General features: G+C 63.4%; 13 protein-coding genes and 1 CRISPR repeat array. Of the genes, 11 read left to right on the plus strand and 2 right to left on the minus strand.

From position 1 onward, the window contains the following. Positions 1 to 129: 129 nt before the first annotated feature. Positions 130 to 1005, minus strand: a complete 876-nt coding sequence (locus tag HMPREF2826_RS02020; RefSeq protein ID WP_070638746.1) for an EamA family transporter — start codon at positions 1003 to 1005, stop codon at positions 130 to 132. Positions 1006 to 1389: 384 nt separating this feature from the next. Here HMPREF2826_RS02020 and HMPREF2826_RS02025 point away from each other — a divergent pair, with 384 nt between their 5' ends. The 3 genes from HMPREF2826_RS02025 to HMPREF2826_RS02035 all read left to right on the plus strand — a co-directional run bounded on the left by HMPREF2826_RS02025 (position 1390) and on the right by HMPREF2826_RS02035 (position 4323). Then, positions 1390 to 1653 carry a DUF4177 domain-containing protein gene (locus tag HMPREF2826_RS02025; RefSeq protein WP_070638802.1) on the plus strand — a complete coding sequence of 88 codons (264 nt, stop codon included), beginning with the start codon at positions 1390 to 1392 and terminating at the stop codon, positions 1651 to 1653. Between the two features lie 183 nt (positions 1654 to 1836). Beyond that, entirely contained in the window at positions 1837 to 2634 is a 798-nt protein-coding gene (locus tag HMPREF2826_RS02030; protein ID WP_070638748.1) for a Cof-type HAD-IIB family hydrolase, read from the plus strand. 825 nt (positions 2635 to 3459) lie between these two features. After that, complete coding sequence (locus tag HMPREF2826_RS02035; RefSeq protein WP_148138302.1) at positions 3460 to 4323, plus strand: hypothetical protein; 864 nt, start codon at positions 3460 to 3462, stop codon at positions 4321 to 4323. A gap of 397 nt (positions 4324 to 4720) precedes the next feature. Here the strand turns inward: HMPREF2826_RS02035 and HMPREF2826_RS02040 are convergent, their stop codons facing one another. Continuing rightward, positions 4721 to 5491 carry a CPBP family intramembrane glutamic endopeptidase gene (locus HMPREF2826_RS02040; RefSeq protein WP_070638752.1) on the minus strand — a complete coding sequence of 257 codons (771 nt, stop codon included), beginning with the start codon at positions 5489 to 5491 and terminating at the stop codon, positions 4721 to 4723. A gap of 301 nt (positions 5492 to 5792) precedes the next feature. Between HMPREF2826_RS02040 and HMPREF2826_RS02045 the strand changes: the two genes are divergently transcribed. The 8 genes from HMPREF2826_RS02045 to cas2e all read left to right on the plus strand — a co-directional run bounded on the left by HMPREF2826_RS02045 (position 5793) and on the right by cas2e (position 15432). Next, entirely contained in the window at positions 5793 to 8870 is a 3078-nt protein-coding gene (locus tag HMPREF2826_RS02045; protein ID WP_070638754.1) for a CRISPR-associated endonuclease Cas3'', read from the plus strand. A gap of 149 nt (positions 8871 to 9019) precedes the next feature. Further along, a complete protein-coding gene (gene casA, locus HMPREF2826_RS02050; RefSeq protein WP_070638756.1) occupies positions 9020 to 10747 on the plus strand; it encodes a type I-E CRISPR-associated protein Cse1/CasA in 1728 nt (575 codons plus the stop codon). Then, entirely contained in the window at positions 10744 to 11370 is a 627-nt protein-coding gene (gene casB, locus HMPREF2826_RS02055) for a type I-E CRISPR-associated protein Cse2/CasB (protein ID WP_070638758.1), read from the plus strand. The genes casA and casB overlap by 4 nt, the downstream gene beginning before the upstream one ends. A gap of 52 nt (positions 11371 to 11422) precedes the next feature. Beyond that, positions 11423 to 12559, plus strand: a complete 1137-nt coding sequence (cas7e, locus tag HMPREF2826_RS02060) for a type I-E CRISPR-associated protein Cas7/Cse4/CasC (RefSeq protein ID WP_070638760.1) — start codon at positions 11423 to 11425, stop codon at positions 12557 to 12559. After that, positions 12559 to 13305: a type I-E CRISPR-associated protein Cas5/CasD gene (gene cas5e, locus HMPREF2826_RS02065; protein WP_070638762.1), complete on the plus strand. Its 747-nt coding sequence runs from the start codon at positions 12559 to 12561 to the stop codon at positions 13303 to 13305. Before cas7e ends, cas5e begins: the two co-directional genes overlap by 1 nt. Positions 13306 to 13317: 12 nt before the next feature. Beyond that, positions 13318 to 14010 carry a type I-E CRISPR-associated protein Cas6/Cse3/CasE gene (gene cas6e, locus HMPREF2826_RS02070; protein WP_083307180.1) on the plus strand — a complete coding sequence of 231 codons (693 nt, stop codon included), beginning with the start codon at positions 13318 to 13320 and terminating at the stop codon, positions 14008 to 14010. A 36-nt stretch (positions 14011 to 14046) separates the two neighbouring features. After that, complete coding sequence (gene cas1e, locus HMPREF2826_RS02075) at positions 14047 to 15015, plus strand: type I-E CRISPR-associated endonuclease Cas1e (protein WP_070638763.1); 969 nt, start codon at positions 14047 to 14049, stop codon at positions 15013 to 15015. After that, on the plus strand, positions 15016 to 15432 hold the full coding sequence (cas2e, locus tag HMPREF2826_RS02080) for a type I-E CRISPR-associated endoribonuclease Cas2e (RefSeq protein WP_070638765.1): 417 nt from the start codon (positions 15016 to 15018) through the stop codon (positions 15430 to 15432). It begins immediately after the preceding gene. A gap of 36 nt (positions 15433 to 15468) precedes the next feature. Continuing rightward, positions 15469 to 16239: a CRISPR direct-repeat array (repeat unit 28 nt; unit sequence GTGCTCCCCGCACATGCGGGGATGATCC). The last annotated feature ends 5 nt before the right edge of the window (positions 16240 to 16244 follow it).

Genomic DNA, 16244 nt, shown 5'->3' on the forward strand with positions numbered 1-16244 from the left:
GAAGGACGTACGCCCATCCTACCGCAAGCCGGGGCCACGGCACCGTCTTTGGGGGCGGCCGGCCGGGCGGCGCCTAGGCCTACGCCCCAGGACCCCGCGCGTCGGACCCCACACGACATGCCTCATGCGTCATGCCCAGACGGCCATCACCACGGTTGACACAACGATGAGCGCAAGCCCCGTCAGCGAGCGGGTTGAATATCTCTCCTTCAGGACAATGGCCGAGAAGGCCATGGAGACCACGATGGAGAGCTTGTCTATGGGTACCACCACGCTGAGCGGTCCCGTCTGAATGGCAAGGTAATAGCAGAGCCAGCTTGCCCCCGTGGAGACGCCCGAGAGAATGAGGAAGGCCAGCTCCCCCCTGTCCAGGGACGCAGGGCGCGCATGAGGAAGCTTGCCTCTCAGCGCAACGATACCCCAGGCCATGACCAGCACGACGCAGGTGCGAATCGCCGTGGCGAGGTTTGAGGGAACCTGGGCGACGCCCACCTTTGCCAGGACGGACGTGAGGGCGGCACATACCGCGGAACCTACGGCAAAGACAAGGTACGAGGATCCTCGCGCACGGTCCGCGGTGGCGGGCCGCCTTTTGACCATGAGGAGGGTTCCCACAAGGATGCCAAGCGAGCAGGCGAGCTTGAGGGGGAGCAGACGGGTCTCCCCAAAGAGGACGATGGCAAGAAGGACCGTGAGCACGGAGGAGGTCTTGTCCATGGGGACCACCTTGTTGACGTCTCCCATGGAGAGCGCCTTGAAGTAGCACATCCAGCTTGCGCCGGTGGCCACCCCCGAGAGCGTCAGAAAGACCCAGGACCGCAGGCTGATGGCGCCGATCGAATCAAACTGTCGGGTGATGAGGGCCATGAGCCAGGAAAAGGCAAGGACCACCAGCGTCCGCATGGCGGTCGCAACGTCTGAGTCGGTCTTGCGGATGCCCAGCTTGGCGAGAATTGCGGTGATGCCGGCAAAGAGCGCGGATCCGGCTGCGGCAACCACCCACATGGGCATCTCCCTCCCGACCAGGTCGTGCGCGGCGTCAGGTCGCGTTGCGGGCCCGGGTCGTGCGGCGAGCTCAGGCCGTGCGGCCCCGTGGACGACGGCTCCGCCCCTCTCGACGCCGTGGACGACCCACGCCCCTCCGGCGCAAGGCAAGTATAGGACCGCGGTGGACACGGCGTCCTTTGGCGTGATGTTAGCCCTGCGACCTCGGCCTCGCATGCATGCGGAGGTGGCGCTCCGACACGGCCTTTGGGCGACGCGCCAAAGCGAATCCGGCCCGGACTCGGGAGCAATGGGCGCGACATGAGCATCGGGTGCGATATAGTGAGGAAGATGATGCCGCCTTGGCCGATTGCCTTGCCACGTTTCATCGGAACGGAGATTGCGATGGGTATGTTCGACAACATGAGAAAAGAGTCCTCGTTCAGCGGCGCCTCGAGAACAGACAGGCCCTATGTGGTGCTCCAGGTTACGCTCAAAGAGAAGCTCATGGGAACGGGGTCAGGCAATCTCTCCGAGCTCGAGAACGTCATTAACGCACAGGCCGCTAAGGGCTATCGGCTTCATACGATTTCGACGTCAAACGGGGGCAGCAAGGGGCTCGTGGGCGGAGATCGCATCCAGGCGACGCTGGTCTTTGAGCGACTGTAGACGGCTCTTGTCAGGCTCCGGGTGCCCGTATGCCTTGTGTCTGCGGGTTTTTGCCCTTGGCCTCGGCATGCTGCTTGAAGTGACCTTACATTGCGCAAACGCTCAGCTGTGTCTTGGCAGGGTATCTTCTCCTTGCAAACTGATGTCTTGACGGCGCCTTGGGCGCCCTGAAGGGATGCGCGCGTGATACGACTCATTGCCTCGGACATGGACGGCACGCTGCTTGACGAGAACTCCGAGGTGCCTCCCGAGACCTTTGACCTCATCCTGCGCCTGCGCGAGCGGGGCGTTCTCTTTGCCGTGAGCTCCGGACGCAGGTATGACACGCTCCAGCGCTTCTTTGAGCCCGTGATCGACTGCATGGACTTTGTGGCGTCCAACGGGACGCAGGTCTATGTGGGCGGGCGGATGGTGGGCCGCGAGGTGTTCAGCCATGCCGCGCTACAGCGCCTGGTGCGGGTCGTCGACCGCTTTGACTGCCTGCACCTGGCGCTCTTTGACGCCTCGCGCAGCTTTCTCTTTGACGAGGACGAGAAGTACGAGCGAGAGTTTGACAAGAACCTTCCCAATCCCGAGCAGATATATAGCCTTCCCGACCCCGGCACGAGCATCATCAAGGCGTCCCTCTTCTGCGACGACGAGAAGAACCTCATGGACATGGCCTACGTGCTCGGTCGCGAGCTGGGCAGCGACTTTACCTTTGCACCGTCGGGCAGGAAGTGGATCGACACGATGCCGGCCGGCATCAACAAGGCCACGGGCATTCGCCAGGTGATGGATGTCCATGGGGTGGACGCGAGCGACGTCATGGCGTTTGGCGACTCGATGAACGACTACGAGATCCTGCGCCTGGCGGGACATCCCCGTGCGATGGGCAACGCCCGCTACGGCATCAAGCGCATCGCCCGAGACATCGTCGCCACCAACGCGGATCATGGCGTGCAGCGCGAGATGCGCAAGCTTCTGGATGAGCTGGGCTAAGGAGCAGTCGGCGCCTGCCGGTTCCGGGAAATTATCAATGACCGAGTCGGCTTCGATTTTGTCATTAAATTCTCGCTTCCTGGGCAAACGTAAATTTAATGACCAGACGGCCGGCATCTGGTCATTGATAATTCCGGGCTTCGGCGGGCGGGATAGCCTAGACGGACGGGCTGCGCGCCGAGAGCTTCCCTGAAGGAGAAGGCGCGGCGCTAGTGCCGTAGCCGGAGTGTCGCTGACGCCAAGGTGTCGCTGATGCCGGAGTGTCGCTGACGCCGAAGTGCTGCTGACGTCAAGCCGGTTCGTTTGATTTCATCGACGACCAGCTCTGCTTTGCGATGTGCCCCTCCGGCCGTCCACCCCTTCCTGCAAAATGAATATTCTCACGTTTTCGCTCTGTCTAGATTTGCCTATCTGCCTGGTAAATTATCAAAATCTGTCTCTCATGTTGGCATGAATGATGACTCAGGTGACACGCCTTGCTGCAAACATCGCAGCTACCTTGCGGCAACCTGCATCACGTGGCGACACGAGATGCCGTACCGTCATCGCATGGATATCACCTTTTCTCACAGAGCCGCTCTTGCCATCATCCGCGCCCAAAGGATGCGGAGGGCGACCTGCGGACGAACGGACGCTCGCCGCCAATCGTTCGCGACGTCTGACACTCCGCCCGTTCCGTCAGCCTTGCCTTCCGGTCAGACGATTCGCAGGAGTAGATGGTCGCGGACGCTGGTCACTGAGTGTCTCTGCCGTGCCGGCCTTACCTCGGACGATGCCCGCGAACTCTTTTCTCTCGAACATGTTGACGTACTCAAGAGGGAGGGGGTGAGAAGAACCAGGGTTTTTGGTTGCCGCAGCTGGGACGACCGTAGTGGCGTCGCGCTTCCCGAGGGCATTTCGACCAGCACCGCCCCTCACGTGCTCGCCCAGTTGGCCGAACTGATGCCCCTTCCGGCTCTCATGTGCGTCGCGGCGGAGCTGATGGGCGCGTATGCCCTTCCGCCGCTGGCACCGCCCGTCGGCACGGCGAGAGGGTCCACCACCTTTGGGGTCGAGGCCCTCGTCACGAAGGTCGAGCTGCTTCATGAGCTTGCGATGCACGCCCCCTTTCCTGCGGCGTTGCGAGCGCTGCGCGCCGTCGTCTTCGCGGGAGAGCGGGCATGGTCTCCTCAGGAGGCTCTTCTGGCCACGATGCTCGCGCTCCCCGGAGGCCGGGGAGGCTATGAGCTGGGCAACGCGCGCGTCATGACGGGCATCAGCAACGCCATGACGCGTGCCTCTCGCGTGCCCGACATCTTGCTTGCCTGCAAGACGGTTGGCATCAACTACGACGGATGGGGGCACTTTGGCATCATGGAGCTGGAGCGCGCCGCCGTGGGACTTGGGCAGGACCCGGGAAGCGACCAGAGGGCTCACGAGCTTGCCGTGCAGCGTCGGGCACTTCGCGAGAAGTACGTGGACGACCGTCGTCGGGATCGTGAGCTGCTGGCGGCGGGCGTCGAGACCCTCGTCGCGACGAGCGAGGACCTTAGGGACGTGAGCACTCTCGACCTCCTCGTGCGGCAGCTCATCGTACGTGCGGAGGCAGCGGGAGGGCAAAGGATGGCACGACAGCGAGCGCTGCTGGAAAGTGAAAGCCTCGCGCACCGCCGTGCCGAGGTGCTTGCGAGCCTGCGGACTCTCACGTGACGCGTGACAGCTGGGCCACTTGGTGGCTGGATGAGGCGTCTGCCGCCTGCGTTGGCGCTGACCATGTAAGCGCTGACCACGAAAGCGCTGGCTATGGAACACATCCGGAGAGGTGAGCGGCATCTCGGCCTGCGATCATGCCCGCAGGTGACCCCGCCGACATTCCTAAACGCATTTGTCCCCTGGTCCGCCGGCCCGCTCAGGCGACCCCGCCGATTCTTCCAGGCGACCCCGCCCGCCGAAGCCCGGGATTATCAATGACCAGATGCCGGCCGTCTGGTCATTAAATTTACGTTTGCCCAGGAAGCGAGAATTTAATGACAAAATCGAAGCCGACTCGGTCATTGATAATTTCCCGGAACCGGCAGGCGCCCATATCTAGCGGTCGTGTGCCAAGCTATGCGGTAGGCCGGGGCCGCCCCTGTTCGTCGTCGGCGCCGGCGGGCGCTCTCGACATCCCCATCCAGAGCGAGACTGCCGTCACGACAAGGAACCCGACGGCGAGGTCCGGCCCCAGACGCAGCAGGAACGCCGACAAGAGCGTGTTGAGAAACCCGTGCAGGACGGCGCACCAGAGCAGTGAGGCGCCGCGCCGCCTGAGCCCGGCGAGCCAGAAGGAGAGCAGCACCGCCTGAAGGGCAAACGTTCCATATGGCATGGCGAGGTGGGGATCTTGCGGCGTAAACCAGAGCGGCAGGTGCCAGGCCGCCCAGATCACGCCTACGGCCAGCGTGGCCACGGGATAGGGAAGGCGCGTCTCGAGCTCCGGCTGCAGGACGCCGCGCCAGCCGAGCTCCTCGTTGCCGCCGCCCGCGACGGTGGTGATCACGAAGAGCGTGGGAAGCACGAACAGGGGTATCTGCGGGTTGAGGCCGTCGGACCCAAGCGTCACCGCGGCAAGGACGAGGCTCGCCAGCAACGCGAGCCAACCTAACGAGCCTCGTGAACCCGCCAGCAGAAAGTGGGCGCATCCGTTGCGCGTGCGCGCGTCGGGCCGGACCACGAATGCCGCGATGGTGGGGCCAAAGCCTCCCAAGACAAAGAGGGGCATGACCGCCGGCGCCCCGGCGTCGACGACTCCTGCGACGCAGAGCATCGCCCTGAGCCCCCAGCACGACCAGGTGATGAGAAAGGTGAGGGCAAGGTAGCGTTTGGCGATGTCAGACATGCAGCTCATGACACCAGTCTAGCATTGCGTCGGCGGCGCTTCGTAAGGGGGTTGTCAGGTCTGGCCGGCGAGGCGGTGCGGACCGTGAGCGGACCGTGCGTTTTTGCAATATGTCTTTGCGTTTGCCCAGATAAGCATTGTGAAGAGGGCCCCAAACGCACACTTTCCAGACGCACGCTTTTGATGAGAACAAGGGCCGCATGTCGCGGGAGGCTGTGCCATAGTTTTCCCAACCAGCGCGGCGCAGTCAGGACCCGCCGCCATCGGCGTCGTGCCACACGACGGAGGCAGGGAGGATCGCATGGACATCTCGCGCCAGGCGCGCTCTCTATGGGGTAAGTCGGACTATGGCGCGGGGGAGGCGTGGCTGCCTCTCGCGATACACATGCTTGACTCCCTTGGCGTCGCGGGTCTGCTGTGGGACGCGTGGCTCCCCCAAGGAACGAGGGAGACGCTCTCGCGGCCGCTCGGGGGCGACCAGCATGTGGCAAGGAGCCTCCTCATGCTGCTTGCCGGCCTGCACGACTTGGGCAAGGCCACGCCCGTCTTTCAGTCGACGCCCTCGCGGACGGCGTCATCATGGGACGAGACGTTGCCAGACAGAGTCATCCGCGCGGGGCTCTGCCTTCGCGCCGACTTCGCCGAGAGGAGGCTGCCCGCTCACGCCGTCGCCGGCGAGGCCCTCGTGCGAGAGCTCCTATGTGCGCGTGGATGGGGCGGGCGTGCCGCCAAGGCCCTGGCGAGTGTGATCGGCTCTCATCACGGGACGTTTCCCCAGCAGAAGGCGGCACAGGACGCCAGGCTGCTGTACGCGACCGAGATGGGCGTCATCGGTCACGGCAGCGAGGAGTGGGCACGAGTCAGAAAGGAGCTCTTTGAACTCGTCATATGTCGGGCCGGCGTCTCGTCGGACCTTGTTTCCGCCCTGAGCGAGGACGTCCTGCCCGCTCCCGTCCTGAGCCTGCTTGCCGGGATCGTCACCATGGCGGACTGGCTTGCGAGCAATCAGGAGCTCTTCCCTCTCTTTCCTTTGGGTGAGGATCGGTGGGACAAACGGATCTCTGACGCCTTCCTGGAGGCGCGCCTTGCGCAGGGTTGGGAGTGCGCGGACCTACCAACTCCGTGGCGCACGAGCCGGACGGCCGTGCCCCTGGACGAGACCTCGTTCAGGGAGCGTTTTGGCCTTCCTGCCGGCTGCGTGCTCAGGCCCATCCAGGCCGCCATGGTCAAGATCGCGCGGGAGCACGATGACCTTGGCATCGTCGTGCTTGAGGCGCCCATGGGAGAGGGCAAGACCGAGGCCGCCCTGGCTGCTGCGGAAATCATGTGCGCCCATGGCGGTATGGGGGGCGTCTGCGTGGCCCTGCCAACGATGGCGACGACCGACGCGATGTTCGGCAGGGTACGTCACTGGCTTGACAGGCTGCCGCATGTGGACGGCGAACACGACAAGAGCGTCACACTCGCACACGGCAAGTCTCAGCTCAACGAGGAGTTCCAGTCCATCAAGGCGGCCTCGCGCCGACGACAGGGCTCGGCGCGAGGCGGAGGCGGCATCGAAGGCGACGTGTTTGCCTCCGACTGGATGTCCGGCAGGAAGAAGGGCATGCTCGCCAACTTCGTCGTCTGCACGGTGGACCAGGCGCTCATGGGCGCCCTCGACATGAGGCACCTTTCGCTGAGGCAGGTGGCGCTAGCCAACAAGGTGGTCATCATCGACGAATGCCATGCGTATGACTTGTACATGCGCCAGTATTTGGGCAGGCTGCTCGAGTGGCTGGGCTACTGGCATAACCCCGTCATTTTGCTCTCCGCGACGCTTCCCTCGCAGCTCAAGAAGGAGATGGTCGATGCCTACCTGGCGGGGAGAAAGGCCTCGGGAGCTCAGTTCGCGACGCAAGCCCGTCGTCCTCGGCCTGTGTCCCGATGGGCGCAGACGCCCCCTGCCGTGGCGCCTTCCGCCGGGCCGACCGCGGCCGCGACGCCCCCTGCCGGGCCGACCGCGGCCGCGACGCCGTCGTCCGTCTCGCCCAGCCCGGAAGGCGCGGCACGCGGCGACGCCTACCCACTCATCACCTACACCCGCGGCATCGAGAGGCGCGAGCTTTCATGTGCGACGTCAGGGCGCAGCATCAGCCTCAACCTGGCGCTCATGGCAGACGATGAGTCCGAGCTGGTCCGCCTGCTTGAGGAGAGGCTTGTTGAGGGCGGCGTCGCGGGCGTCATCTGCGACACGGTCGCGCGGGCGCAGCGTGTCTTCCAGGTCGTGCGCGAGTCCTTTGGTGAGGCAGACGTGCTGCTTGACCACGCCCGGTTTATTGACCTTGATCGTTTGCGCATAGAGCGGAGCATCCGCAGCCTCCTTGGCCCCGCCGCCACCCGCGCAAACGGGCGGCGTCCAAAACGGTTTGTCGTGGTAGGCACGCAGGTGCTCGAACAGTCTCTTGACATAGACTTTGACCTGCTCGTGACCGACGTAGCCCCCGTTGACCTGATATTTCAGCGTCTGGGGCGCACCCATCGTCATGCGCGGGGTGACGGCGAGAAAGACCGCCCTGACCGCCTGCGCACGGCACGTTGCTATGTGAGGGGCATCACGTCCTGGGAGGGGGGCGTGCCCGCCTTCATGGATGACGTCACCAAGGTGTACGGGGAAGCCACCCTGATGGAGGCGCTCTCGGTGCTGGAGCTGACCGATGCCGGCGGGCGCAGGGACCTTGCACTGCCTCAGGACATTGCCCCCCTCGTGAGGGCCGCCTACTCAAAGGGGGTAAGCGGTCGCGTTCCCGAGGGCTGGCAGGAAGGATATCAACGCGCCTGCGCGCAAAGAGAGAAAAAGCGGCGCGAGAAGATGGCGCGAGCTCGCGTCTGCCTCCTGCATTCTGCCGTCGCCGCCGTCACCAACGAGTGGAACCTGGGCGACCTCGCCTCAAGCCACTGCCTGGGTGACGCCGCCGACCTTGACGCGGGCGAGCGTGCCGTGCGCGACACGCAGGAGACGGTAGAGGTGCTGCTGCTCAGACAAGGTGCGGACGGCGCGAGCCTGCTCCCGTGGGTTGGTGACGATAGGCGGGGCATTCTCCCCGGCGTCTCGGTACCCGTGCATGCCTGCCCCGAACCGGCGCTCGCCCGCCTCGTTGCCCAAGGCTGCGTTCGTCTTCCTCTGAGCCTGTGCAACTCCCAGAAGATAGACCTTCTCATCAGGGAGCTTGAGGACAAGAGCGGGGAGATCGTGTCGTGCTGGCAGGATTCTCCCTGGCTGGCGGGGCGAATCGCACTTCTCATGAGGGAGGAGAAGAACGGGTTGCTCGTGACCACGATTTTGGGTCAGCGGCTTGAGTACTCCGCTCAGGTGGGCTTGCAGACCGTTTACGGGTGAGAGATGACTGGCAGTTCTATCGTGATAACGTTCCAACAAGACACATAATATTCTCAATTATTGAGATGATCCTATTATGTGTCAGGTTGAGGTAGTGTTCCCCGCCGCTGCGGGGCAGTTCCATCGGCATCCATCAGATGGGAGCGTCTATGGCCGGACCTGAGCAACCCCTGTCGTTCAACCTGCTTGAGGAGGGATGGATTCCCGTCGTCTATCGTGACGGCAGTCAAGGTGAGCTGCCGCTTGGGGACGTCTTTGCCCAGGCGCCGCGCATCCGAACCATAGAGGGAGACGCGCGCCAGCAGACCTTCGTTCTCTTGCGCCTTCTGCTTGCCGTCCTGTACCGCTCCCACCTTGACTTTACCGGCACCGAGGCCGACTTGCGCCTGTTTTGGAAGGAAGCCTGGGGGGACGGCGCGTTTGATCTCAATACGATCGATGCGTATCTGGACAGGTTCCACGACAGATTTGACCTCTTTGACCCTGAGCATCCCTTCTTCCAGACGTTCGGCCTGCGCTATGTGAGCAAGGAGTACGATTCTGTCGGGGAGATGGTCGCGGACGTTCCCAAGCCCGAAAAGTTCCTCTTTTCGATGAGGGACCAGCACCACCTTGACTCGCTCGGCTTTGCCGAGGCAGCCCGCTGGCTCGTCTTCATGCAGGCCTTTGACCCGGCGGGCATCAAATCTCCCGTCGCGGGAAACATGCACCAGAAGGCGGGAAAGGTCTACGCCCCCCAGGGCGCCTTGGGAACGGGCGTCGCGGGTGCCCTGGGCGGCATCTTCGTCGAGGGCGACAATCTCTTCCAGACGCTCATGCTCAACTGGGTGCTCTACGACTCGGTCCGCAGCAAGGAGCACCCACTGCTGGGCGTCGAGCGCGACCTGCCACCCTGGGAGCAGGACGACTGCAGCTGTGACATGGTGATTCAGGCGGCGGACGAGCCCTACAGCCCGGTGGGCATGTACGTCGCGCAGAGCAGGAGAGTGCGCCTGGTGCCCGATGCGTCCGCCCAGGTCGTCAGGGGCGTCATCTCCTGCTACGGTACCGTCGGCAGCGTTCTTGACAAGCAGCATGTCGAGCCGATGACCGCCTGGCGGGAGAGCCCCGCCCAGCAAAAGAAGCTCGGCCTGTCCCACGTGCCGCTCATGCCGCTGGCCCATGACCCCGCCCGATCGCTCTGGCGCGGACTGGGGTCCGTCATCGCCGCACGCGGCGCAACAGGCGAGCAGGACCTGCGCCCGGGCGTTATTCGCTGGATCGGCGCCCTTGAGGACGCTGACGTCTTTGAGGGCGCTTCGCCGCTCGTGACCCTCCATGCCCAGGGTATGGTGTACGGGACTCAGAGCAGCGTGTTTTCCGAGGCAATCGATGACTCGTTTGCCATCCCCGCCATGGTCCTCAGAGACGCGTCGCGAACGCGCGCCCTTGCGGTGCAGGTCGTGGAGCAGGCAGCCAATGCCGCAGACGCCCTGGGTCGCTTCATGAACAACATTCGTAGGGCTGCGGGTGACAGGAGCGACGCCTCCCAGTACAGGGCCAAAACGACCAGGGTCAAGGAAGAGGCCTTCCGCGAGATGGACGGCCTCTGCAGGGAGTGCCTGCGCAATCTGGACAAGGCGGAGCAAGACGAAGGCTACTTTGACGCCTGGCGCAACGGGATTCGTCGAATCATATGGGCCATCGGCCATCGATCGCTTAGCACCATGAGCGTCTCTTACTTTGAGATGCATGACAAGATGTCCGTCGGGCGCGCCCTGCAGCTCTTTGAGCAATCGTTGGACAAGGAGCTTCCCGGCACGTCAAAGAGGCGCCAGCAGAAGGCGACCTATCGATTTGGCCAGACGATGGCGGAAAAGGAGGATGAGGAGTCGTGAATCCAGGCAGGTCAAGCACCAGCTCGTTGGTCAGGGCATATGTCAGCCGCAAGGTGGCGGAGCTTCAGGGTTCGTTCCTAGCGAGGTCAAGCTCGGCTCGCGCGCAGTTGGCGAGGCTCCGCAGGCTCGACGCCCCGGGAGCCGGCTCGTGGATGAGCGTGGGAGAGACCGTCTTTGCGGACATGCCCCTCGATGGGCTGCAGGATGCCGATGCTGAGCGGTTCATGCGCTCTGCCAAGCTGGCGCTCAAGCTCTATGCGCTGCATCAGCAGTCCAAGAAAAAGCCCATGGCAGTGCTTTTTGACAAGGACGCCCCGTGGCGGGGGACTCTGGGGTCCGCCTGCTTCCAGGCGGGCCATCAGCATGGCGACAACACGGATGCCGCAGGCATCGTGAGGCGCATGTCATCGCTCGAGGCGGCGACTGAGTGGGGCGCGGTCGAGGTCTGCCTGCGAGCTCTGATGCAACTGCTGCGCGCGCAAGACGTTCCGCTTGACTACGGCAGGCTCGCGCACGACCTCTATCTTCTGCAGATTCCGGAGGCCAAAGACGGCGTGCACATGAGCTGGGCGCGGGATTACTTTGCGTATCGGCCCACGCCAGAAGACGTCGACAAGGAGTAGTGACGCAGGTCGCCTGCAATGCGGTTTTCATGTCCAAATGAGGAGGAGCATCATGTTCGTTGACATCCATGTAATCCAGAATGTGCCGCCCAGCAACATCAACCGAGACGACACGGGCACGCCCAAGACCGCCGTGTTTGGCGGCGCGCTCCGTGCTCGCGTGTCAAGTCAGGCCTGGAAGCACGCCATGAGAAAAAGCTTCATGCAGTACGTCCCAGCAGACGAGCTGGGGTGTCGCACGGCCCATGCTTGCGAACTCATCGCCGTGCGCATCGTCGCGCTCGATCCCGGACTCGCCGAGGTTGCCGATGCGTGGGCGCAGGCCGTGCTGAACGCGGCAGGGGTGAAGACTGAGAAATCTAAGCGCAAGGGCAAGGAGATGGGCACGCAGGTCACTCAATATCTCATCTTTATCGCAGAACGAGAGCTGGACAAGCTGGCAGCCCTTGCCGTCCGTCACGCTCGTGCCGGCGAGGACGCGTCCAAGCCTCCGAAGGAGCTCAAGAAGGAGGTGTCAAAGGCGTTTCACGGCAGGCAGGCGCTCGACATAGCCCTCTTTGGCAGGATGCTTGCCGACGCCCCCGACCTCAGCACTGATGCATCGGCCCAGGTGGCCCATGCCATCTCCGTCGACAAGATCACCCAGGAGTATGACTACTTCACGGCGCTCGATGACTGTTCCGCCAGTGACAACGCCGGCGCGTCCATGATCGAGTCCGTGGGCTTTAACTCTTCGACGCTGTATCGCTATGCGACGGTAAACGTTGACTCTCTCCGTGAGCAGCTGGGCGATGACCAGGCGACCGTCGTGGGCGTCGAGGCATTTGTCAAGGCGTTCGTGCGCTCCATGCCCACGGGCAAGCAGAACACCTTTGCCAACAGGACCGTCCCCAGCACCGTCATCGTGGCGCTTCGGTCCGACCAGCCCATCAATGCCTCCGCGGCGTTCGAGAAGCCCGTGCGCGCGCAGGAGGGCGCCTCAATTTCCGAACGCGCCGAGGAACGTCTGGTCGAGCGTCTGATCAACACCGAGCGAATGTATGGTTCCAAGGCAAGGCGGACATGGATTTCCTCCATTGACGGGCAGAGTCCGAAATTGGACGAGCTGGGGGTCGTTGAGGAGCTCCCTCAGATCTTCGAAGACGTCAAGGCAGCCGTCCTGGCGGAGCTGAAGGGTGACGAGCAGTAATGGGCGTCTTGATGCTCAGGCTGGCGGGACCCCTTCAGTCGTGGGGGGACTCCTCGCGCTTCACGCGCAGGACCACACGACAAGAGCCCACCAAGAGTGGTGTCGTGGGGCTTGTGGCCTCGGCGTTGGGAAGGAGTCGGGAGGAGTCCGTCGAGGACCTGGCCCTTCTCGACTTTGGCGTGAGGATTGACCAGCCGGGACGCCTGCTCTCTGACTTTCAGACGGAGCATCCTCTGGGCGACACGAAAAGGTCCATGCCTCTCACCACCAGGTACTATCTTGCTGACGCCAAGTTCCTGGCCGCACTCGGGGGAGACGACGAACTGCTGCGGGACATTGCTCGCGCGCTCAGGGCCCCCCGGTGGCCGCTCTTTCTGGGACGAAGGTCATGTCCGCCAGGCGAGCCGATCCTCATGGAGGCTCAGGAGTCCTACCAGGACGTGAGGGACGCGCTGTCCCGGCATCCCTGGATTGCCTCGGAGCATGAGCGACGACGTGTCGGCCAGACGGAGCTGCCCGTGCTGTGCGACGCCCGGGAGGGCGAGCCGTGCACAAGCCAGGCGGACTTTCCGTTGAGCTTCTCGGGGTCGGGACGTACGTACGCACAGAGGGCGGTCTTCCACTTTGTCGTTGATGTCGCATCCCTGCGCGCCGCGCAGGAAGGCGCGCAGGCTGACACGACGCCGGTGCGTGGGCATGGCGGGCCGCCACGGCTGGGGGATCACGACCCCATGAGTTTTGTATAGGAGGGTGTCAACGTGTACATATCCAGGGTGCCGCTTAACGTGGCACGGCCCAATACGCTCAGGCTCGTGGCCTCATCGTACTTTGTGCATGCCGCGGTGGAGCACTGCTTTCCTCCCACGGCCCGACGCCTTGACGAAAAGGGGAGGGTGCTATGGAGGATTGACGCCAATCCCAGGGACAAGGACTCGCTCTGGCTGTATGTGGTGAGTCCCGAAAGGCCCGACTTCACCCATGTCGCCGACCAGTATGGGTGGCCCGGCGCGGCGCCGGGCGAGACGAAGGACTACTCCCCGCTTCTGGACAAGGTCGCGAAGGGGCAGAGCTGGCAGTTCAGGCTCAAGGCCAATCCTACGCGCCTCGTGCGGACTGACAAGGGCAAGCGCCCCAACGAGAAGGTCGTGGGCACCATTCAGGGGTATGTGACCGAGACGCAGCAGATTGACTGGCTGCGGCGACAGGGCAACGTCCATGGCTTTGAGCTTGCGGTGTGGGAAGATGCGGTGCCTTATGTGACTGTGACCCAGAGGCGTAAGGAGCGCTTCTCGCGTCAAGGCTCTACCGTGACGATATCGACTGCCGTGTTCGACGGCGTCCTCACCGTCACCGACGCGTCGGCGTTTTCCAGGGCGCTCTGTCAGGGGGTGGGCAGGTCAAAGAGCTTTGGGTGCGGTCTGCTTACCATCGCCCCCTGGAGCAGGGGATGACCGGCCCCAAGGGCGTCAATCGAGAGGCGGGATGACATGAGCCTGGGCAAGGGGGGAGCTAGGGGGACGCCTCCTCCCGACATCGTCGCGCTGGCACGAGCGGAGGACAGGCTTTCCTTTCTGTATGTTGAGCGCTGCAAGATTGGCAGGGACGAGAATGCCATCACGGTCTTTGACGCCGAGGGAGCGACGTATGTTCCCTCAGCCACCCTGTCGGTGCTCATGTTGGGCCCCGGCAGCTCCATCACGCATGACGCGATGACGGTCATCGGGGAGAGCGGGTCCACGGTCGTGTGGGTTGGCGAGCGTGGCATACGCCTGTATGCCTTTGGGAAGCCGCTCACCCACTCGTCAGCCCTGTTGCAGCGTCAGGCTGCCTTGGTCTCCAACCGCCGTGCGCGGCTTGGCGTGGCACGGCGGATGTATCAGCTGCGATTTCCTGACGAGGACGTCAGCGGGCTGACGATGCAGCAGCTCAGGGGAAGGGAAGGGGCGCGGGTTAGGAGGGTCTACCGGAACATGTCCACGGAGACGGGCGTTGAATGGAGTCGCCGCGAGTACAATCCCAATGACTTTGATGATGCCTCGGAAATTAACAAGGCGCTGTCTGCGGCCCATGTCTGCCTGTATGCGCTGGCCCATTCCGTCATCGTGTCGCTCGGCTGCTCGCCAGGGCTTGGCTTTGTGCATGTGGGCCATGAGCGCTCGTTCGTCTATGACGTTGCGGACCTGTATAAGACCGAGCTCTCCATCCCTGTCGCGTTTAGGATTGCCGCGCTCAAGCCTTCAAATATTGGGTCTGCGGTGCGGCGGGGCATGCGAGACGCCGTGTATGACCTGTCGATTCTCTCCCGCATGGTCAGGGACATCAGGTCGCTGCTCATGGGGGACGCCGCGGAGGGGGCCGTCGGGGAGAATGGGGAGGATGTCATTGCCCTTTGGGATGAGCGCGCGGGCGAGGTCCCTTCTGGACGGTCGTATGGCCGAGGTTTGGGGGAAGGTTGAATGGTTGTCATAGTGCTGACCGCCTGCCCTGCAGGCCTGCGAGGTGACTTGACGAGATGGCTGCTTGAGATTTCTCCCGGCGTGTACGTGGGGCACCTCTCTGCCCGCGTTCGCGAGGAGCTTTGGAGTCGTGTGACCTCCCTGGTGAGGGAGGGAAGGGCGATGATGGTTCATTCGGCACGGAACGAGCAGCATCTGGCATTCAGAGTCTTTCGACCAGACTGGGAGCCTGTGGACTGTGAGGGCGTGACCCTGGTGTCGCGGAGGTCGGACGATGCGTATCATGGGTTCCAGGGCAAGATGAAGCCCGGCTGGAGCCATGCGAGCCAATATAGAAATGCTCACAGGTTTCGTGCTCAAGGAAAGAAGAACTATTTTTTGCCAGACGAGCCGGCAGATGAGAAAGTGAACGGATAAGCCGCTGCGGTATGCTTGACGCGCTGGAAAATAAGCGTGCTCCCCGCACATGCGGGGATGATCCCGTCACTTTGCCGCTGTAGTAGCGCGTAACGTGGGTGCTCCCCGCACATGCGGGGATGATCCCCAACCAACCACCAACCAACGGCCCCTGCAATGGGTGCTCCCCGCACATGCGGGGATGATCCCTGAGAGCGTGTTGCTATCGATCATGGTGAGCGGTGCTCCCCGCACATGCGGGGATGATCCCCCGACGTCGGACAGCGCGTCCTTCCATCCTTCGGTGCTCCCCGCACATGCGGGGATGATCCGTCGCACTCGGCGTCCTCGCCGATGCCCTCGGCGGTGCTCCCCGCACATGCGGGGATGATCCCTTCGCCGTGATTGAGGCGACGCTGCCGTCGGTCGTGCTCCCCGCACATGCGGGGATGATCCTACTTGACTACCTAGGTAGTCGGGTATACTATGAGTGCTCCCCGCACATGCGGGGATGATCCCAAAAACCAAACAATTTTAAATGGAAGCGTTGCGGTGCTCCCCGCACATGCGGGGATGATCCTCCCACGCTGGAGGCGAGCGAGAACTGGTGGCCGGTGCTCCCCGCACATGCGGGGATGATCCTCGAATACGGATATTGCGACGAGGGCGGAAACGGGTGCTCCCCGCACATGCGGGGATGATCCCGGCAAAAAGGCCGAAAACGCCCCATTTTGCAGCGTGCTCCCCGCACATGCGGGGATGATCCCGCGCTCTCCACTGGCGGCCTTTCCATCAAGTCCGTGCTCCCCGCACATGCGGGGATGATCCCTAGG

This window comes from Olsenella sp. HMSC062G07 (assembly GCF_001811895.1).
GTDB classification, from domain to species: Bacteria; Actinomycetota; Coriobacteriia; order Coriobacteriales; family Atopobiaceae; genus Olsenella_F; species Olsenella_F massiliensis.

Excerpts from the sequence above, each read along its gene's own strand:
- cas1e (WP_070638763.1), top strand. The coding sequence starts at position 14,047 with ATGAGCCTGGGCAAGGGGGGAGCTAGGGGGACGCCTCCTCCCGACATC.
- HMPREF2826_RS02025 (WP_070638802.1), top strand. The coding sequence starts at position 1,390 with ATGGGTATGTTCGACAACATGAGAAAAGAGTCCTCGTTCAGCGGCGCC.
- HMPREF2826_RS02020 (WP_070638746.1), bottom strand. The coding sequence starts at position 1,005 with ATGTGGGTGGTTGCCGCAGCCGGATCCGCGCTCTTTGCCGGCATCACC.
- cas2e (WP_070638765.1), top strand. The coding sequence starts at position 15,016 with ATGGTTGTCATAGTGCTGACCGCCTGCCCTGCAGGCCTGCGAGGTGAC.
- HMPREF2826_RS02045 (WP_070638754.1), top strand. The coding sequence starts at position 5,793 with ATGGACATCTCGCGCCAGGCGCGCTCTCTATGGGGTAAGTCGGACTAT.
- casA (WP_070638756.1), top strand. The coding sequence starts at position 9,020 with ATGGCCGGACCTGAGCAACCCCTGTCGTTCAACCTGCTTGAGGAGGGA.
- cas7e (WP_070638760.1), top strand. The coding sequence starts at position 11,423 with ATGTTCGTTGACATCCATGTAATCCAGAATGTGCCGCCCAGCAACATC.
- cas5e (WP_070638762.1), top strand. The coding sequence starts at position 12,559 with ATGGGCGTCTTGATGCTCAGGCTGGCGGGACCCCTTCAGTCGTGGGGG.
- HMPREF2826_RS02040 (WP_070638752.1), bottom strand. The coding sequence starts at position 5,491 with ATGTCTGACATCGCCAAACGCTACCTTGCCCTCACCTTTCTCATCACC.